At 29.4% G+C, this 21542-nt stretch carries 16 protein-coding genes; 3 read left to right on the forward strand and 13 right to left on the reverse strand.

Features of this window, described 5'->3' with window-relative positions; genetic code table 11:
• Together SOR60_RS08560 and SOR60_RS08565 are read left to right on the forward strand one after the other, a co-directional pair.
• The coding region (locus tag SOR60_RS08560; protein ID WP_320595702.1) for an ABC transporter ATP-binding protein at positions 1-623 on the forward strand (623 nt) is incomplete at its 5' end.
• Complete coding sequence (locus tag SOR60_RS08565; protein WP_154538952.1) at positions 610-3108, forward strand: ABC transporter permease; 2499 nt, start codon at positions 610-612, stop codon at positions 3106-3108. The genes SOR60_RS08560 and SOR60_RS08565, both read left to right, overlap by 14 nt.
• 364 nt (positions 3109-3472) lie before the next feature.
• On the opposite strand, the gene SOR60_RS08570 is transcribed toward SOR60_RS08565, so the two are convergent.
• The 5 genes from SOR60_RS08570 to SOR60_RS08590 form a co-directional block, all read right to left on the reverse strand.
• Positions 3473-4945: a hypothetical protein gene (locus SOR60_RS08570; RefSeq protein WP_320595703.1), complete on the reverse strand. Its 1473-nt coding sequence runs from the start codon at positions 4943-4945 to the stop codon at positions 3473-3475.
• Positions 4946-4982: 37 nt separating this feature from the next.
• Positions 4983-5876 (reverse strand): arginase, encoded by an 894-nt coding sequence (gene rocF / locus SOR60_RS08575; protein WP_154538954.1) that lies wholly within the window; start codon positions 5874-5876, stop codon positions 4983-4985.
• Between the two features lie 224 nt (positions 5877-6100).
• A complete protein-coding gene (locus SOR60_RS08580; RefSeq protein WP_320595704.1) occupies positions 6101-6427 on the reverse strand; it encodes a hypothetical protein in 327 nt (108 codons plus the stop codon).
• A 233-nt stretch (positions 6428-6660) separates the two neighbouring features.
• Complete coding sequence (gene rlmD, locus SOR60_RS08585; RefSeq protein WP_320595705.1) at positions 6661-8034, reverse strand: 23S rRNA (uracil(1939)-C(5))-methyltransferase RlmD; 1374 nt, start codon at positions 8032-8034, stop codon at positions 6661-6663.
• Positions 8035-10365: an ATP-dependent DNA helicase gene (locus SOR60_RS08590; protein WP_320595706.1), complete on the reverse strand. Its 2331-nt coding sequence runs from the start codon at positions 10363-10365 to the stop codon at positions 8035-8037.
• An 84-nt stretch (positions 10366-10449) separates the two neighbouring features.
• Between SOR60_RS08590 and SOR60_RS08595 the strand changes: the two genes are divergently transcribed.
• A complete protein-coding gene (locus SOR60_RS08595) occupies positions 10450-11199 on the forward strand; it encodes an NADPH-dependent oxidoreductase (RefSeq protein ID WP_320595707.1) in 750 nt (249 codons plus the stop codon).
• Positions 11200-11254: 55 nt separating this feature from the next.
• Here SOR60_RS08595 and SOR60_RS08600 read toward each other — a convergent pair whose 3' ends face one another.
• The 8 genes from SOR60_RS08600 to SOR60_RS08635 all read right to left on the reverse strand — a co-directional run.
• Complete coding sequence (locus SOR60_RS08600; RefSeq protein ID WP_320595708.1) at positions 11255-12040, reverse strand: TPM domain-containing protein; 786 nt, start codon at positions 12038-12040, stop codon at positions 11255-11257.
• A gap of 7 nt (positions 12041-12047) precedes the next feature.
• On the reverse strand, positions 12048-12635 hold the full coding sequence (locus SOR60_RS08605) for a LemA family protein (protein ID WP_176269972.1): 588 nt from the start codon (positions 12633-12635) through the stop codon (positions 12048-12050).
• 26 nt (positions 12636-12661) lie between these two features.
• Positions 12662-13162: an anaerobic ribonucleoside-triphosphate reductase activating protein gene (nrdG, locus tag SOR60_RS08610; RefSeq protein ID WP_176269973.1), complete on the reverse strand. Its 501-nt coding sequence runs from the start codon at positions 13160-13162 to the stop codon at positions 12662-12664.
• A 41-nt stretch (positions 13163-13203) separates the two neighbouring features.
• Positions 13204-15324, reverse strand: coding sequence for an anaerobic ribonucleoside-triphosphate reductase (nrdD, locus tag SOR60_RS08615; protein ID WP_154541049.1), 2121 nt, complete (start codon positions 15322-15324; stop codon positions 13204-13206).
• A gap of 246 nt (positions 15325-15570) precedes the next feature.
• Positions 15571-18150 carry an ATP-dependent chaperone ClpB gene (gene clpB / locus SOR60_RS08620; protein ID WP_320595709.1) on the reverse strand — a complete coding sequence of 860 codons (2580 nt, stop codon included), beginning with the start codon at positions 18148-18150 and terminating at the stop codon, positions 15571-15573.
• A 9-nt stretch (positions 18151-18159) separates the two neighbouring features.
• The gene (locus SOR60_RS08625; protein ID WP_154541053.1) at positions 18160-19101 is read right to left on the reverse strand and encodes a DnaJ C-terminal domain-containing protein; all 942 of its coding nucleotides are present in this window, start codon (positions 19099-19101) and stop codon (positions 18160-18162) included.
• Positions 19102-19329: 228 nt separating this feature from the next.
• Positions 19330-20868 (reverse strand): oligosaccharide flippase family protein, encoded by a 1539-nt coding sequence (locus tag SOR60_RS08630; RefSeq protein ID WP_320595710.1) that lies wholly within the window; start codon positions 20866-20868, stop codon positions 19330-19332.
• A 7-nt stretch (positions 20869-20875) separates the two neighbouring features.
• The coding region (locus SOR60_RS08635; protein WP_320595711.1) for a glycosyltransferase at positions 20876-21542 on the reverse strand (667 nt) is incomplete at its 5' end.

Below are 21542 nucleotides of genomic sequence, written 5' to 3' on the forward strand. Positions count from 1 at the left end.
CAAATGTGAATTTTGAAATGGAAAAGGGAGACCTAGTAGCAATTATTGGCGACAGCGGTTCGGGAAAATCTACTTTGCTTCATCTTCTTGCAGGAGTAGATACGCCTACAAGCGGAGATATCTTTATTCAGGATAAAAATATTACTAAACTTAATAAAGACGAAATGACTATATTTCGCAGGAGAAACATTGGCGTCGTTTATCAATTTTTTAATTTAATTCCCAATATTAATATTAGAAAGAATATATTACTTCCTCTTTTATTGGACAATAAGAAAGTAGATGAAAAACACTTCAAAGATATTTTATCTCTTTTAGGAATTGAGGATAAACTCGACAGATATCCGAAACAATTATCTGGTGGCGAGCAACAGAGGGTTGCCATTGCCAGAAGTCTTGTTACAAGACCAGCTATAATTTTAGCAGATGAGCCCACAGGTAATTTAGATAGAAGAAATTCAGAAGAAATTACGGGACTCTTTAGACTTGTAAACAAAAGATTAAATTCCACGATCATGATAATAACTCACGATGAAAAAGTTGCAAATTCTTGCAATAAAGTTTATAAGATGGTGGATGGCAGATTAAATTTCTTAGGAGATGAGTCTTATGAAAATCATTAATGATCTTGCCGATGCAGCAGTAAAAAACAACAAAAAAGATACCTTAGCTATTAAAATTTCAATTCTATTGGCTGTTATACTTTTAGGGACCATTATTTTTATTTATGATTCTCTAAGACTTGATCAGTATAATTATGTAAAGAAAACGTTTGGTACCTATCACGTTTCAATAACAGAAGTTGATGAAAAATTCTATGACAGATTAAAAAGCGATAAGGATATAGAAAAAATTTCTTTCAACAAAGCTATAAAGACAGATTTAAATGCGACTATTTATGAGAATGGGGATAAAAGTAGTCTATTAGGCTATGAGGTAAAAAGAGGAAGAATGCCGGAAAATACAAATGAGCTTTTAGTTCCGGGAGAGTTTTTAATAAAAAATAAACAGTACCATTTAGGCTCAGAAATCAAACTCAAGGAAAAGACCTATACTATAGTTGGCATTTACGATGACTTCGAGCACTCCTTCGAAGAATCTCTGCTTATAGGTCTTGCTGCCAGTGATAAAAAGGAAGACTTCTTCAAGGACGGCTGTGGACTTGAAGCACAGATCTGGTTTAAAAATTTAAGGGACACTTATACTAAGACTAGAGAGATTTTATCTGAGATGAATATAGACGAAAAGCATGCCTTGGACATTGGGAGATTATTTTATAATAAAGATATTTTGGAATATAAGATGGTCTATCCAAATGGTGTTATACCTCCTAAAAATGTAGTGAGTTCAGCAATTGAGAAATATGGAGCCGCCATCCTTCTTTGCATACTTTTTGCCTTTATCATATATGGTGCTTTTAATGTTTGGAATAATAGAGATTTGCGCGAGATTGCCCTATTAAAAAGTGTAGGTATGACGAAAAGACAGGTTAAAAAAATGGTTAGGCTCAAAGCACTAAAACTTTCGACTCTTCCAATAGCACTTGGAATAATTCTGTCTTGGGCTTTTGCTAACCTACTTATGTATTTAATGTGGCTTAACAATGCCATCTCATATAAAAATATATCTAACATTTTGGGGGAAATCGTAAAATCTCAAAGCTTCCATTTTATATTTCCAAGGGTAGGATCTATTATAATCGTTATTTTACTATCGCTGTTAATGGTTTATCTCTCAGCAAAAATGCCGGCAAAAAGAAGTTCAAAATTAAAAATTATTGAAGGGTTAAATGGAATTACAGAAAAAAATATTAAATTGGGCAAGTCAAAAATAAATGGTCCAATAGAAAAAACTCTTGCAAAAGATTATTATAGATCTTATAGGTCAACTTATAAAATTATTGTATTTTCAATGGCGCTTTCAGCCTTTGTCTTAACGATATTTTTAGTCGGCCAATCTTATAGACACTTAAATGAAAAATATAACAACTACAAAAGTCCTTATAATTTTAAATCTAGTATTTATAGAGGCGATTTTTTGGATAAAAATCTTGTGAAGGATTTGGAAAAAGTCAAAGGCATAGATCAATTGCACATCTATCAAAAAAATGATACAAAGTTTTATGTAGATGACAATAAAGATTTTATTTCTAAGGATTTAAAAGAATCGTTAGATAGCGGTAAAAAAACGAAAGACAAATTATATGCAAGGATATACACCTTGACAGACGCGGATTTTGAAAAGCTTTTAAAAGAAAATAATCTTTCAAAAGCCTCTTATATATTGCTTAATAAAATAGCAAAAGAGAACAAGACGCCTTATGCCTTTAAGGAATATATAAATATCTCTGATAAGAAAAACGGAGAAGTTTCCTTAAGATACTATAATAAGTATGCGGAGTCAATGCCGGTGAAGATAGATGGAACAATAGATGAAATGCCCTATGATTTAGAAGCATACGATAGTAATGAGATAGCCATATTTACCGGCGAAAGTAATTTTAAAGAATTTGTAGAAAAATATGGAATAGATAAGTCAAACCCCGTTTACTATTACTCTGTAAAATTTAAAGTGGAAAATAATAAAGACAAAGTCTTTGGAGAAGCTGAAAATGTGATTTCCACCTATGTTTCAAAGTCAGACCACGACACTACCACAGATATTGTAAAGGCAGCCATGGATAAAGAAGAGAGAAGAAATACAGGTTTATTGAATTTAGCCATCCAAATTATTCTTATAACCATCGCTCTTTCTAACGCCTACAATAGTTTCAAGGGAAATCTTAGAGCGAGAAGTACTGATTTCAAGCTTTTATCGACTACAGGTATGACAGAAAAGCAAATGAGAAAGATGGTCTTCTTAGAAGGAAAGAGCTTATTCGTAAATATTTTACTAGCTTATATCCTGATGTTTTTTGCAGGAATAACCGCAAGAGCATATAGAAGTGATTATAACTTATCCTTTGCAATAAAAGAGCTTATCTTAAATATAAACTATCTTCCAATTTTAATAATATTTATATTAATAATCTTTGGAATTATACTTGCAATAAGCAGTGGGTTAAAAATAATGAGAGATAATTCAAATAAATCTTTTAAAGATACCTAAAAATTAAGGGATTATTGAAAATTATGAATTTCTAACCTTGCATCATTACAAGTTACTCATAGACAATTTGAAAGTAGTCTAACACTCAAGAAATCCAAATTGTCGTGAAGGAGCTTGTACTGATGCAGGGATTAATTCATTCTGCAAGAGACCTTAATTTTTATAAATACTCTTAAAATCAGTTTTTATAAAGCTAATCTCTCAAAAAATTTTTGTCTATTAAAAGTTATTTCAATCCCCTATTTGAATACTAAATTTAATTTCTTTTCATCATAAATTAATATTATAGTTAAAACTTTTAGATAAGTTTCATTATAGATTTCTATTTCTAATATTTGCTTTCTATGAATACTTATAATTTTTATTAACTTTTTAGTAAATTTCTTAATCTCATATAATTAGTATGCGAAATATTATTCTTTAAAAACTTTGTTATTTTTTCTTTTCTATTTAATGGGTTTATTGGATAATTTAGTAGTTTTTCATCCAACAATTTTAGTACATCTATATATACTTCATGTTTACCACAATTTTTTTCTAGAGATGCTTGCCAAAATCTTAGAAAAATTTCTCTATTATTGAATGGAGGAAATTCTTCATTAGCTATATCAGACTCAGCTTGATATAATGTTCCCCAATTACCAGTAATTATTTCCCATCTAAATAACTTCATTGGTATTATATCTTCATGTTCTTCTAATAATGGCTTTATGCTATCAAGCCATTGATCAAGATATTTATTAAAATAATCAATATCTTTAGGTATGCCAATTAATTTTGAAAGTTCTGCACCATCTTTTGCATCGTCTTTATCAAAATCATGTGCTATTACTTCGGCAACATTTCCTGTTATGATATATGGATTATCAAACCTATCATATATGGCTTGAATAGTTAAGTTTTTAGGTAACTTTCTAGCGCTTTCAATACTACGTTCATATATATCTAAAAAATCTTCTCTTAATTCTTCTAAATTATTTAAAATTATTAATTCTTCACCATAGTCAGATAAAATTTTCTTAGGTATATAGACATCAGAACTTTTTTCAGTAAGAAAATTCATAGTAGATACAAAGGCCTTAATGTCTAAATTTGCCTTATGGATTGCACCTAACATAATTCTTGAATCTAGCCCTGAGGATATAGATAAAAATACATTATCTGTCCTAGAATATAAAGCCTTAATTTCATTAACTAATATATCAGCTACCCTTTTAATGTTTTCTTCATATCCGGTCTTGTCAATATCTATCCAAAATCTAAAAGTCTTTCTTTTTATAACGTCTAGGTAGGTATTAGGTAAAACTTTAAAAATATTATCATAAATAGTTCCATCTATATACCATTCATCTTCGTTTATTCTATAAAATTTTGAATTAATAAATTTTAGAAGTTTTGGATCCTTTGATAAATTTTGTTCTTTATAATAATTAATTATAGCAATGCTAGAACCTATTAACAATTCATTGGTTTTAGTATAGAATAATCGTCTTAATGAAGCAGGATCAGTTAATATTTTTAATTCATTATCCCTATCAAAAATAATTAACCATCTTCCTCCAAGATTAATAGTAAGTTCAGCCATCGATTTAAAGTTTCTTGATTTTTTAGCTATATTTTTTATAATATCACTATTTGACCAGCTGATATGATCTGGATCAACAGCGAATCCTAAAAGTATAAATTTTGTTTCATCATTTTCTTCAATTTCAATATTTAAGTCTTTATGATTATATAGTACAAGCTCATTTGAAAGTTGTGTCTTATTCCAGTTTAGTTTATTATCAATATTTTTTCCAATTATAAATTGCCTTCTAAATAATAGTTCCTTTTCCATATTGCCTCCAATTAATTAATTTAATTATGATAATTAATTATATAAAAGACTTACCGAAAAAAGCAAGTATTAATTCTTTTGCAATTTCTGAAGTTTTGTTTTTATCATCAAGACTAGGGTTTACCTCTACTAATTCAAATCCCTTTATCTTTTCTTCTTTTCCAAAAAGAGATAGGATAAGTCTTGCTTGATTGTAGTTTAACCCTCCCCTGACAGGAACTCCAGTACCTGGTGCTATATCACAATCCATGGAGTCTATATCAAATGATAGGTAAATAGATGAAAGATTTCCAAGATAAACCATAGACTTCCTTACTATTTCTTCTATACCATATTTATATACATCAGCCATTGAAAAATATTTTATATTTTTTTCTTTTATTATTAGCTCTTCTCCCTTATCTATATCTCTTATAGCAATGTAGACAAGATTTTGAGGATTTAATTTATAGCTTCCACCTATATTATTCAACTTATTAGAACAAAGACCCATAAGTGCTGCAACAGGCATACCATGAACATTACCTGTTGGTGATGATTTTTCAGTGTTTATATCTGCATGGGCATCTATATATATGAGTCCAGGATTCTTGTATTTCTTTAAAAACGCCTTAAAGCTTGGAAGGACCAAAGAGTGGTCTCCTCCTAATATCAATGGAAAAGACTGTCTTTGGTAGATTTTTTCCACCTCTTCATTTATATGTGAAAGAGAAGGAAGTAGCCTATCTTCATTTGTCATATTTGATGGAAATTTTATCTTTTTATTTGAATTTTTTATATCAATATTACCAAAATCATAAATGTCAAGGCCCATATCCAAAAGTTCCTCTAATAAACCTGTTAGTCTTATAGAATCTGGACCCAATCTTGTTCCAATAGTGCTAGCTCCCAAATCAATTGGGATTCCCAATACGGATATATTATCTTTCATCTTAACCTTCTTTTCTGCTATTATTTTCTTTTTAAAAGTGTCACTGCTTCTACGTGCTCCATCTGAGTAAAAAGCACATAAAGTTAAAGCTGTTAAAGACAGACTTGTAAATCTAAACCATTTTAATTCTTTGTTCTGGAATAACTATACAACATTTAAAATGTCTGTAATAATTGCTCCAATTCCTAAAATATACCACATAATACTATCCTCTAAACTCTTATTCAATCGACAAGTAAAATTGTATCTATTGAATCTATCCTAAAAACAGCTATATTTTTATCTTTATTTTTATCAATATATTCAAGTTTTATCCATTCCTCATCTGAGTCTATTACAATGCCTGTAATTGATGTACTTCCAACCAATGTTAAAGCTTCATCTGTATTTATCTTACATTTATTATTTTTTAACCCTTGAATTACTATCGACATTCCTTTTCCCTCCTGATTTCTTCTTTCACTTTTTTTTAATATTTTAATAATTTTTTTTATTTCCTCACTAAATGAAATATATATAATCAATAGTGCTATTATAATTATCCAATCCATTATCTAACTACCTCCCAAAAATTCAAATTTGTCTTATCCTTCACCTCATCCATACCGTTTACACGACCTACCAAATATCCAAAGTGATGACACGACCCTTTCAGAATATTCATGGTGTCGCTACAAGCAAGTATTCGGGAGATATTTTTGAACGCTAATTTCAATAAAATTATTATCTCATTACCCAACCTAAAAATCATAAACCTATTGATTTCAAGCCCTTCAAAGACTCCTTACTCATTTTCTCTTGTCATCAATGCTAGAGCCTCGACGTGTCTTGATCTTGGAAATTGGTCAAAAACTTGGTATTTTACGACTTTGTACCCTTTTTCCATGAAAATTTCAATGTCCCTAATTTGGGTTTTAGGGTTACAAGATATATAAACAAATTCTTCTGGATTTATATCTATTATCTTTCCTATAGCCTTAGGGTGAATCCCCTCTCTTGGTGGATCTATGACAAGTATATCATATTCACCCTTTACAAGATTGATTTTTTCTAAAACATCTCCAGCTATAAAGTCAATATTTTCAATTTTATTTTCTCTTGCATTGTCAAAGGCCTTTTCTACTGCTTCTTCTACTATTTCTATACCTAAAGCTTTGTTGGACACTTTTGCAAAAAATTGAGTTATGGTTCCAGTACCGGAATAAAGATCTAAGACATTTTTGCTTTTACTAACACTTGAAAGTTCTATAGAATTTTTATAGATTTTTTCTGCTGTATACACATTTGGTTGAAAGAATGAAAATGGAGATATCTTAAACACTAGGTCATTCATTCTCTCTTCTATATATTCTTTTCCAAATAAAAGTTCAATTGAGTCAACCTTTACAGCATCTGCCAAAGAGTCATTTACAACATGGTATATTGATTTAATAATGCCATTGGTCTTTGCATTTAATAGATTGTGGGTGAATAGTTCTTTTCTCATCGGGTCAAATGACTCATCTGAACTTGTTACAAGGATTACCATAATATCTCCTGTATACATCCCCTTTCTTATTATTAAGTTTCTTAAAAGACCTTCATGGGTTTTTTTGTGGTAGAAATTTGTATTTTTTTCCCTAAAATAAGATTGAACATGTTTTCTTATACTTTCAAAGTCAGAATCTACAATATTGCAACCATTAGTATCTACTATCTCATAAAACCTATTTATTTTATGAAGTCCCAATATTAATGGACCTCCTTTATAAGCATCTCCAAAGGAATATTCCATCTTGTTTCTATATCCCTTAATTTTTGCACTTCTTACTATAGATAGGTCCTTTACTTTTATATCAGATTTTTTTAAAAGTTTTCTTATCATATTATGTTTTAATAAAAGCTCTGTTTCATATCCCATCTTCTGATAAGAACAACCTCCACATATACCTGTATTAGGGCAAAATTCTTTGGAATTTTCAAGTTTTGAATCTTCAATTTTTTCTATGTATTTACCCATTTTCTTATTTCCACGAGATCTTGTAATCTTGACTCTACACTTTTCTCCGAGAACTCCTCCTTTAAATTCAACAAGTTTATCTTCATCAAATTTTCCTATGGAAATATTTGGATATGCTACATCAATTATCTCTACTTCCTTTATAGGTTTTTGTTTCATTCAATCTCCTTTATTCCAAAATTCATCTATTAAAAATCTAAGTTCATCCTTATCTCTTACTTCTTTTATATTTGCCCAATGTCTAGGGTAAAGTCTTCTATATTTATCCCACAAAAACCTATCATCTATTAGATAGATTATCCCCCTGTCCTTTTCATCTCTTATAAGTCTTCCTGCTGCTTGAAAAATTTTATTAAGTCCTGGGTAGGTGTAGGAATAATCAAAGCCATTGTGGTTGATTTTATCAAAGTGGTTTTTTATAAGATTTCTTTCATCACTGACCCCAGGCATACCAACAGATATGACCATGGCACCTATAAGCCTATCACCTTTTAGATCTACACCTTCTGAAAATATACCACCTAAAACAAGAAATGCGGTTTTTTCACTATCATAGGTGAAATTTTGTAAAAATTTATACCTATCTGTTTGAGACATAAATCTCTCTTGGACAAGTATTTCATCATCATATCTATCCTTATAATATTCATAAATATCTTCAAGATAGGAAAATGATGGGAAGAATATAAAATAATTTCCCTTTTTTGAGCTTATAAACTCATGGATAAGATCTCCTATATCCATAAGATTTTTATTTCTATCCTTATATCTTGTTGATATAGGTGTAGCTAAAAGCTTAAAATTTCTATTATCAAATGGAAGGTTCAAGTGAAGTTTTAAGCTATCTTCTGCACCAAGCATCTTCCTATAAAATTCCATCGGTGAAAGAGTTGCTGAGAAAAATATGCAAGATACAGCTTGTTTGTATTTTTCCTTTAAAACTTTTGATGGATCTATGCACTTTATTTCAAAAATCTTATCTAAAGAATTATCATCAAAAGTTAAAGTCATATAAAAACCTTCCATAAAGTTATCTGAAACCTTTATATGATGATTTATTTCAAAAAACATATCTTTTATTTTATCATAGTCTTCTCTTTTTTTATTATCGATTAGAACTTTTTCTAATTTTTTTGAAAGTATAATAAGTTTTTTATCAAAATCATCATTGTATTTTTCACTATAATAAAAAAGTTTTTTACCATAGTTTTTATACATTTGTTCAAATTCATCAAGTATAGAGTCTAAAGACTTTATTATAGTTTTATCTTTTTTTATATCCATTGACTCTCTTAGATCTTTAAAGGAAGATTCTAAAAACTCATGACTAAGCATTTTTCTTGACCTTTCCAACAGATTGTGAGATTCATCTATAAGAAATATAAAGTCTTCTAAGCTTTCATCAAAAAATCTCCTAAGATAAACATTTGGATCAAAAACATAATTATAATCACAAATAATTATATCAGAGTAAAGTGCTATGTCAAGTTCAAATTCCAATGGACAGACCTTGTGCTTTTCTGAGTAAGAAGTTATTACATCATAGTCCATTATATCTTCGTTTTCTAAAATATCTTTAAGGGCATTATTTATCCTGTCAAAGTGTCCCCTTGCAAAAGGGCAGTCGTTTGGATTACACTCGATTTCATCATTTAGACAAATTTTCTCTTTGCTAGTTATTGATACTGCTTTTATGGATAAGTTTTTTTCTTTTAATAAGAATAAGGATTTAATAGCTTCTTTTGCTGTAGTGTTCTTAGCTGTAAGATAAAAAATCTTATCTAATAGACCTTCTCCTAGTGCCTTAACTGAAGGAAATATAGTTGATATAGTTTTTCCAGTTCCTGTTGGTGCATCTACAAAAAGTTTTCTCTTATCAAGTATTGCCCTATAGACAGCAACTGACATCTTTCTTTGCCCCCTCCTATAACCCTTATAAGGAAAAGTTAGTTCTATGGCCGTTTTATCTCTTTTTTCAAGGTTTATAGAAAGAATTTTCGAGAAACTTATATATTCTTTTAGAAGATTAATATAAAATTCATTAAGCTCATCAAGGCTCTTTTCCTTATAAAATTCCTTTGTTCTATAATCATCTAAGGAAACATAGGTTAGTCTTATCCTCACCTTTTTAAGGCCTTTTTTTACAGCAAAAAAGTACCCATAGCAAAAAGCCTGAGCCCAGTGTAGCTTATTTGAAGCATCTAATTTATCTAAGTCTCTAGTAGTTGACTTAATTTCATCAATTGTGTAGGTATCTCCAACCTTAAAAAGACCATCTGCTCTGCCCTCAACATGAAATTCCATATCATCAATTTCTGTAACATTTCTTAGGTAGTATTCAGCCTTATAGTTATCAGAATAAGATTTTTGAATTTGTTGATGTGCCTTTATTCCTTGAACCATCCTATTAGAATCACGAAAGCTATTATCTATATCTCCACTTCTCATAACAAATTCTATCAGCTTTCTTACTGAAGTTTTTATGTACATAAAACCACCCTTCTTTTTTTAATTATAACATATTTAATTGTTTAATAAATCTTCTTTAAGGTATAAAATTATTGAGGTGAGAATATGAATGAAACAATTAAAACACAACTTGAGCATAGGACAATTAGAGAATTCACAGATAAAAAAATTAGTAATGATATTTTAAAAATCCTACTTGATGTTGCAAATCAAACTGCATCAAGCAATGGTATGCAAAACTCATCTATTATTAGAATAACTGATCAAAATATAAAAGATGAACTTGCTAAAATTGGAAATCAAGAATACATGAGAAGATGTCCTGAGCTATTTATATTTATAGTAGACTTATATAGAAACTATAATATAGCCAAGGAAATGGGAAATGAAAATAACATTATGATAAACTTCGATAAATTTATTCAAGGTTTTACTGATGGAGTTCTACAAAGCCAAAACTTTACAATAGCTGCCGAATCTTTAGGACTTGGCGCAAACTTTTATGGAAATATTCACAATGATACTAAAAAAGTAATTGAGCTATTAAAGATGCCGAAACTTACTTATCCCATAGTAGGTGTCGGTATAGGATATCCTAACCAAAAACCACAACTTAAACCAAGAATGTCTTTATCTAATAAGCTTTATACAAACTCATATGAGTTTAAAGACTCATATCTTGACTCCATAAAAGATTATGATAAAGAAATGAGAGATTATTATGACTTAAGAGATTCTAATAAGAGGTCTGATGCCTTCTCTACACAAATTCTTAAAAAACAGGGTTCAATTATAAAAAATAGAGAAAAAATGTTTGATACCTTAGAAGAACAAGGTTTTGTTATAAAAAAATAAAAACAAAGAAAAAAGCTATTGAAAGGATAAAACCTTACAATAGCTTAAATTTTTTCTAAATTCCTCTACTAGCTCCTCCACCACCAGATGAGCCTCCACCTCCAGAGAATCCTCCTCCAGAAAAGCCACCTGATGATCCGCCTGAAAATCCACCGCCAGAGAAACCTCCAAAGCCACCAAAGCCTCCTCCGCCTCTATAGCCACTTCTTCCTGAAAAAAGACTAGATAAAATCATAAATACAACAAACATTATAATTATTGTTCTTAAATCAAAGTCATCATCATCTTCAAGATTATCTTTATAGCTCTCATAGTCACCATTCATATCTACTTGATACTCATCAGCAATCTCTCCAACTACTGCATTAAACCCTTCTTTTATGCCTGTAGAAAAATCTCCTTTTTTCATATAATCAAGCATATAGGTATCTATAATTCTTCCCACCTTTCCATCATTTAGTCTTCCCTCTATTCCGTAGCCTGTTATGATGGATATGTCTTTTTTTTCAGTACCAATCTTTTGTGATATAAGGATTAAAACTCCATTTTCCTTATCTTTATCTCCTATTTGCCATTTACGAAATAAATCAGTTCCATAAGCCATTGGATCATTTTCAATATCTTTAACTGAAACATAGATAACTTGTGCTCCTGTTTTTTGTTCAAGTTCCTTGTTGACCTTAGTAAGATAATCTTTAGTTGGTTGATCTATTAGGTTAAGCCCATCTAGGTAGTAGGTTTTAGGTGCGTCTGGTATTTTATCCGCATAGGCTCTTATTGGTAGAAAAAGAAGAATAAAAGCAAATATTTTTAAAACTAAGGCATTCTTACTTTTTCTCATAATCTACCTAATTTCCAAAGTCTACTTTAGGAGCATCTTGTGCTGATGCATCCGCTTGAAAATACTCAGCTTGCTTAAAACCCATTAATGATGCAAATATACTTGTAGGAAATGATTTAACTTTGGTATTGTAGTTTTGAACCTCCTGGTTATAATTTTTTCTTTCAACTGAAATTCTATTTTCAGTCCCAGCAAGCTCATCCATAAGTTGCGTGAATTGGGTATCTGCCTTAAGTTCTGGATAAGCTTCTGCAACTACATTTACATTTCTTATAGCCTGAGACATTTGTTCATTAGCTTCTGCTAATTCCTTTGGTCCTTTGGCTTCTTCTATACCTGCTCTTGCCTTAGTTATTTCTGTAAGGGTTTCTTTTTCATGCTCTGAGTAGCCCTTAACTGTATTTACAAGATTTGGTATAAGGTCTGCCCTTCTTTGAACCACATTTTGAACTTGGGCATAAGATTGGTCAAGTTGTTCTTTCTGCTTAACAAGTCCATTATATGAAGGAACTAAAACAAGTAAGGCTATCACAATTACTGCAACTATTGCAACAACTATACCAATAGCTCCCTTTCTTTGTCTTTTAATTTCCATAAAATCCTCCTAAATTTTTAACTATTTTATTTATACCCATCTAAAATACATATTTTATTTTTTTCTAATGACTTTTGGATATCTATGGTTCTTTGGTTAGATGAACCCTTAAATTTTAATTTTAAATTTTTCAACTCTTCTACAAAAAGACCATCTACTAATACGTCACACATGGAAAGAAGCTTTTTACTTTCTTTATTATTTATCAATACTTCATATTTAAATCCTGAAAATATCCATATGGACTTATCTGACTTATCTCTTATCTTTCTTACAATCTCTATTAAATCTCTTACTGACTCGAAAGGCTCTCCACCAAGAATGGTAAGACCCTCTATTTCATCTTTTTTTAGATAATCAATGATAAGATTTGTTTCTTTTTCAGTCCAAAGTTTACCATAGTTTGGATTCATATATTCTGTATTGAAACAATTTTTACAATTAGCTGAACATCCTGTTACAAAGAAAGATGTTCTTATCCCCGGCCCATTTGCTACATCATATTTTCTAATTTGTCCGTATCTCATAAATCCTCACTTAAAAAGCCCGCAAAAGCAGGCCTTTATTTTTATATATGCAATACCCTTGCTTTTATTTCCTTTGTTCTACCTTCATTCCAGAAATTTTCTCCAAGATAGCCACAAGTTCTTCTTACGACCGTAAGTTTAGACCTGTCTTTATTTCCACATTGAGGACAATACCATTGATTGTCATCATCTAAAAGCATCTCCCCATCGTAATTACACTCTGAACAATAGTCTGATTTTGTGTTAAATTCAGCATATTGAATATGATCATATATATATTCTACAATTGTTCCTAAAGCTTTTAAATTATTGGTCATATTCGGTATTTCTACATAGGAAATACAGCCACCTGATGACATATTTTGAAATTCTGATTCAAAATCAAACTTCTCAAATGCAGATATTTTTTCTCTTACATCAACATGAAATGAATTTGTATAGTAACCTTTATCAGTTACATCTTCAATTTCTCCAAATCTTTTCTTGTCTATAGATGCAAATCTATTAGTCAAATTTTCTGCAGGAGTTCCATAAACTGCAAATTGAAGTCCTGTTTCTTCTGTCCATTCTTCTTTCTTTCTATTTAAAAGTTGCATTATTTTTATAGCAAAATCATGACCTTTTTTACTTGTATGACTTTCACCTGTTACAAGCTTACTTGCTTCATATATTCCAATATACCCAATTGTTACTGTTGCATAACCATTTTTTAAAAGGTGTTCTATTTTTTCATGAGGTTTAAGTCTTGCAATAGCCCCATGTTGGAAGTGGATTGGAGATGAATCACTTGTTACATTCTTAAGGTGCTTATATCTTAAGATTCCTACTCTTTTTACAAGCTCCATTCTCTTATTTAAGATTTTAAAGAATTTTTCTTCATCACCTCTCGCAAGAATTCCTATTTGTGGAAGATTTATAGTACATACTCCTATATTAAACCTTCCATCAAATTTATATTCTCCATTTTCATCCTTATATGGTGGTAAGAAAGCCCTACATCCCATTGGGGAGAATACATTTCCCTCATAGTTTTTCCTCATAATCTTAGCTGATATATAGTCTGGATACATTCTTTTTGCTGTGCATTTTATAGAAAGCTCTGTTAGGAAATGATATTTACTATTCTTTTTAACATTGTTTTCATCTAGAACATATATAAGCTTAGGGAAGGCTGGAGTTACATATACTCCCGCTTCATTTTTAATGCCTTGAATTCTTTGTTTTAAAATTTCTTCTATTATTTTAACTGTTTGATCAAGATATGGATCATCTTCATCTGTATGCATAAACAATGTTACAAAAGGTGCTTGACCATTTGATGTCATTAAGGTATTAATTTGGTATTGAATTGTTTGTATACCAGATTCTAAGTCTCTTTGTGTGAGCTTTTGGGCCATTACTTCTATTTCTTTTTGATTTGAAAGAATTTCTGAAGCTAGCTTAAAATTTTTATTGTAGGATCTTTTCAGATACTTACTAAGACAAGCTATATTTATAGATTGACCACCATATTGGTTTGATGCAATTTGTGCTATTATTTGGGTCATAACATTACAAGCTACTTGAAATGACTTTGGTGTTTCAATTGTTTTTCCATTAATAACTGTTCCATTATCTAGCATATCTTTCATATTTACTAAACAGCAATTAAATATTGGTTGAATCAAATAATCTAAGTCGTGAATATGTATGGCTCCATCTTCATGAGCTTCTACAAGCTCTGCATCTATTAACTTTCTTTTAGCCAAGTCTTTTGATACTTCTCCTGCTATAAGGTCTCTTTGGGTTGATGCTATTAAAGGATTCTTGTTTGAGTTTTCGTCCATAACATCTATATTTGTTCTTTCTAATAGACCAATTATATCATCGTCTGTAGTATTTGCACTTCTCTTATAAGCTTGAACAGACCTGTAAGATTCGTATGATTTTGCTGTAGCAGGATTATTCTTATCAATAAGTTTGTAATAAACTTGATCTTCTATTTCATATATTGAAATCTCTTTTTTATTTTTCGATCTTTCTTCTATTTCGTCTGCAATGGTTTGGGCTTGACCATCTACAAATACTCCGTTTGAAGAATTCATAGCTTTTTCTATAGCAATTATTATCTTATCTTTATCAAAATTCACTTTTTGACCATTTCTTTTTACAACTTTTAACATATACAATACTCCTTTTCTTTTCTTTTTAAGTATACCATATATAGATATAAAAAATCAATAACCACTATATATTGTGCTTTTCTCTCTTTTGTTTTGAATAATTAACAAGAAGATAAGCCATTACATGATACTTGGTGAATAAATATGCTAAATAAGATTTTTAATTAATTCTCTACAAATCTTTATATTAAGCAAAAAAATAGCAGAAAGAATTTTTACATCCTTTCTGCTAATAATATTTATACCTTAGTTTTCTATATTGTAGGAAAGTTCATTATTTTCATCTAAATCAATTAGAACATGGTCTCCTTCCATTATATTTCCTTCAATAATTTTTCTACCAAGACTTGTTTCTATATTGCTTTGTATGAATCTTTTTATTGGTCTTGCACCATATTCTACATTATAAGATCTTTCTAAAATATATTTATGAGCCTTATCTGATAATTTTATAGAAATATCCTTATCTTCAAGCCTTTTTGAAATATCTTCTATTTGAAGATCAATGATTTTATATATTTGATCACTTGTAAGTGGTTTAAACATTATTATATCATCGATTCTATTTAAAAACTCAGGTTTAAATGAATTTCTCAAAGCTTTATCTACTAAGTCTTTAGTATCTTCACTTATAGTTGCATCTTCTTTAAGTCCTTCTATAAGGAAATTGGATCCTATATTTGATGTCATTATGATTATTGTGTTTTTAAAGTTTACAGTCCTACCTTGGCTGTCTGTAAGTCTTCCATCATCTAAAACTTGGAGAAGTATATTAAATACATCTGGATGAGCTTTTTCTATCTCATCAAAAAGTATTACTGAATAAGGATTACGTCTTACTGCCTCTGTAAGTTGACCACCTTCTTCATAACCTACATATCCAGGTGCAGCACCGATTAATCTTGATACTGAGTATTTTTCCATGTACTCACTCATATCAATTCTAATCATATTATTTTCACTATCAAACATTGCTTCTGCAAGTGACTTTGCTAACTCAGTTTTACCAACACCTGTAGGTCCTAGAAATATAAATGATCCTATAGGCTTGCTGAGATCTTTAAGTCCTGATCTTGCCCTAATTATAGCATCTGAGACACCTATTACTGCTTCATCTTGTCCTATAACTCTTTGGTGAAGTTTTTCTGGAAGAGCTAAAATTTTATTTCTTTCACTTTCTACAAGCTTAGATACTGGAATATTAGTCCAATTTGATACAACATCTGCTATATCCTCATCTGTAACTTCTTCTTTTATAGATGAATCATTTTCTTGGTCCTTTTCTTTCTCTTTTAGCTTTTGTTCAAGCTCATTAAGTTTTCCATATTTAAGCTCTGAAAGCTTTTCAAAATCATAATTTCTTTCAGCCTTTTCTATCTCAACTTTTACCTTATCAATTTCTTCTTTTATATCTTTTACTGAATTTATAGAATCTTTTTGGCTTTTCCATTTATTAAAGTCAGCATTATATTTTTCATTAGCATCTGCTAGCTCTTTTTCAAGTATTTCAAGTCTTTTCTTACTCTTTTCATCATCCTCTTTTTTAAGGGCTGCTATTTCAATTTGAACTTGAAGAATTCTCCTTTTTTCCTCATCTAGGTATTCTGGCATAGTATCTATTTCTGTTCTTACAGTTGCACATGCTTCATCCATTAAATCTATTGCTTTATCCGGAAGAAATCTATCAGTTATATACCTATTTGAAAGTTCAGCAGCTGCTATTACCGCTTGATCTTGGATTCTTATACCATGATAGATTTCATATTTATCTTTTATGCCCCTAAGTATTGATATAGTATCTTCTACACTTGGTTCATTTACTAAAACTTTTTGGAATCTTCTTTCTAGGGCTCCATCTTTTTCTATATATTCTCTATATTCATTTAGAGTTGTAGCCCCTATCACTTTTATTTCTCCACGTGCAAGCATAGGTTTCATTATATTTGATGCATCCATAGAACCTTCTGATTTACCTGCTCCAACTATTATATGAAGCTCATCTATAAACATAATAATTTGACCTTCAGATTTTTTGACTTCATCTATAACTGATTTTAGTCTTTCTTCAAATTGACCTCTATATTTTGCACCAGCAACAAGGCTTGACATATCTAGAGCAAAGATTTCTCTTCCTTGAAGTGGTTCTGGAACATCTTTATTAACAATCCTTTGTGCAAGTCCTTCAACTATGGCAGTCTTACCAACACCAGGATGTCCTATAAGTACTGGATTATTTTTCTTTCTACGAGATAGGATTCTTTGACAATTTCTTATTTCTTGATCTCTTCCTATAACTGGATCGATTTTACCTTCTCTTGCTTCTTTTGTAAGATTTCTACCATATTTTTCAAGTGGATTATTAGTTTCTTCTGGATTATCGTTAGTAACTTTTTGACCATTCCTAACCTTTAAAAGCTCATTATTAAAATTTTTATAAGTTAAGCCAGATACCTTAAATAAGTCACTGAGTTCTGTTTCTTCTTTTAATAGAGATAGAAATATATGCTCAGTGGATATAAAAGAATCACCCATATTTTTTGCTATGTCCTCACTTTTAAGTAGAACTCTTTGAAAAATTGTGTTGGGATAAATATTTCCTGATCCAGATTGGGATGGGAGCTTATTTAATTTATCTTCAATTTTTTTAAGTAATGGTTTGTATATTTTCATATTTGATAATACTTGACTTACCATTGAGTCACTATCTTCTAAAAGTGCATAAGCTAAGTGAACTATACCAACTTCAGGATTGGCATTTTTTATTGCTATTTGTGAAGCTTCATTTATAGCCTCTGTTGACTTTTGAGTAAATTTATTAAAATCCATAATTGCCTCCTAATTTTTTTCTTTTAATTTCTTATATAGGTCAATTTGATCTTTACTTAATGTTTTTGGATTATTGATTTGAATTTCTATATACAAATCACCTTGATTATTATTCATATCAACATATCCCTTATTTTTAATTCTTATCTTATTTCCAGATTCTATCTTTTCTGGAATATTTACCTTAAACTTTCCATTTGGACTATCTATTGTAATTTTTTCTCCAAAGTAGGCATCCCATGGATAAATGGATTCTTTTTGTATAATATCGAGGCCATCTAGTTTATATTTTGAATCTTCTTTTATATTAACCTTGACATATATATCAGCACTTATTCCATATTTCAGCCCATCTATCTTAAGTTTTTTACCAGATGTTAATCCTTTTGGTATATTTATGTTAACCTCTTTAATAGAGTTATTTTTATCATTTATTTTTAATGTTCTTTTACTTCCCTTAATAGCTTCATCTAGTGATATACTTACTGTAGTATTTAATTTTTGTTTTTTCTTTGCTTTAAAACCTGTTCCAAAATTTGAAAACGAAGATCCTTGATGTGTTTTTTGAGAGAATCCTCCACCTCCAAAAAATGTATCAAAAAAGTCTGAAAATCCAGAACTTGATCCTCCACCTTTAGTGTAAGTATAAGACCTATTAGATGATCCAAAGTTTGAGAATATATCTGAGAAATCAAATTGAGAAGGGTCAAAATTTTGACCTTGGCTAAAGTTTCCACTTTGCCCAAACATATCATATTGCTTTCTTTTCTTATCATCAGATAATACCTCATAAGCCTCATTTATTTCAGAAAATTTCACTGTGGCTTCCTTGTCATCAGGATGAAGGTCAGGGTGGTACTTTTTGGCAAGCTTCCTATAAGCTTTCTTAATCTCATCCTTGCTTGCATCTTTTTTTACACCTAATATTTTATAATAATCTTGATATTTCATATTTACCTCCATCATTCTCTGACCATCTTTGACCTTAATCTTACTATACTAAGTTTATGTAAATATTCAAGTTTTAATTATAAATATTTCTATTATTTATAATTAATTGTTAGCTTTTAATAAATATTATCATCTTTTAAATTATCTATAAGATATAGAAATATCACAATATAATATAAGTAAATGCTAGATGTAATTATGACTTAAAACCTTATATAAAAAACTTATTTATAAAGAATGATATTTATTCTTTATAATATTAATTAAGGACTTTATCGGTTTTCTTACTAGATCTTTTTCAAATTTATTCATAGATAAGTACCAAGAAGTAAAGCAATAAAATATTACAAAAGCTATAATATATCCTATAAATTCATATATAGATTTTATATTTATTTTATATATGATTAAGGAGATTAATATAGCTGGTATCATACCTCTTAATACTAATATAATTTCTTTAAAATAATAAAATATATCAATACCTATCCTTTTATAGTAATAAATATTCATTATTATTCCATTTCCTATTGTTACTGTTATTGCTGTACCCAAGGCCGATCCTATAGGACCAAATTTGATAGCTAAGGGTATTGAAATAAAAAAGTTTGTTATAGCAACTATAAAAAACACTATTGCTGTAAATCTATGTAAATTTTTAGCCCTTTGTATATCTATACCTATGGATTGAATAAGAGATAAAAATGATGCTGACATTAGAATTAATGCTACATAATAAGATTCTATATAGGATTTATTTAGCCAAATATTAGAAATAAAGAATTTTCCAAAAGCAAAGAAACCTAAAAGAAATAACATTAAAACATACATTTGGATTCTTGAAATCTTTGCAAATAGTTTTGTAATCTCCATATCACTTTCATCGTTTGATACCATTCTATTTATTTGTGGAACAAATACGTTTACAATAGATGCTGCTAGTTGCTGATAGGCCCTATATATGATAGATCCCATAGCATAACTTGTAACTGCAAGACTTCCTACAAATTTTCCCAAAACAAACTTATCTACAGACCAATTTATTTGTTCCGTTATCATAGTTAAAAAGATAAAGCTTGAAAAAACACTTATAGCCTTTAATAGTTTTTTATCTATACTTGTAAAATCAAATCTCATACCTAATTTTTTTATTGCAAAATAAGAATTAGAAATAAGAGCGAAAAAACTTATAAGGGTTGTAACAATAACTAACCCTACAGACTTAAAGCCAATCATAAGTAATGGTATTCCTAACACTGGCGATAGTATTAGTCTTATAAGCATTATGATTTTTTGAAATATAAATTTTTCATTTGCTGTTATATAAGCTTCAAAAACACTAGTCGGGAAAGTTAAAAATATGTTAACAACTAGTATTGACATAAGTTTTTTAGAAAGAGAAATTTCACCTATGCTTAATTTACCACTTAATATAGTATCTAAATTTAATATTAATATAATACCTAAAAAAAGAGCTATAAAGGCCATAAACATAAAAACTATTATAAATAAGCCATTAAGTTTTCTTATTCCAGAATCATCATTTTTCACCTTATACCCATAGTAAAACCTAATATAAGCTCCACCGAATCCTAATGATAGTAGTCCTAGATATGCTACAAGAGATGCTGTAAGTTCATAGACTCCATATTCAGCATCTCCTAAATAATTAAGAATGATTGGTGTATAGGCAAGTGTTAATAGTGTATTTATAATTATTGAAAGATAAGATAAAACAGCTCCTACTTTTCTTTGACTAAAATTCATAATCTAGTTATTTAAGAAGTCTTTCTAGTTTTTGTTTATTAACAAAAAGTTTTAAACTTCTTAACCCTTGTTTCATTGAAATATTTTCTATATATTTTTTGTATTTGTTATAATATTTTTTAACTAAATTAATATCATATCCTCTATCTATACTTTCAATAAGCCTATATATAATTAAGCCAGCAAATTTGAAATTAATAAAAGCATTTCTTTCTTTATTACTGAAATGTACATTTTTATCATTTAAAACCTTGCTACTGAATTCAAAATCTTTATCAACTTTTTCAATTTCAAAATTAGATAAAGATTTTGAATCTGATTCAATGTTATATACTGTCATAAATTCTTTAACTAAACTTATTTTCTTAGTATTAGACATTGCTTTCATAAAAAAAGCCAAATCTTCGCCCCAAGATAAACCATTGTAGAAATAAATATTATTGTCAATGATAAATTCTCTTTTAATAATGAAAGTTGATGTATGAAAATTATTTCTTCCTATAATAAAATTATATAAAATATTTCTTTCAATAAATTTATTCTTATATTCTATTTTTTTATTATTTTCTTTCAAATACGCTCCACAAGCAACTATATCATCATCATTCTTTCTTATTTTATAAAGCATTTTTTCTACAAAATTCACCTCGTATAAATCATCAGAATCTAAAAAT

Source organism: Anaerococcus porci, from assembly GCF_034090325.1.
Taxonomy (GTDB): domain Bacteria; phylum Bacillota; class Clostridia; order Tissierellales; family Peptoniphilaceae; genus Anaerococcus; species Anaerococcus porci.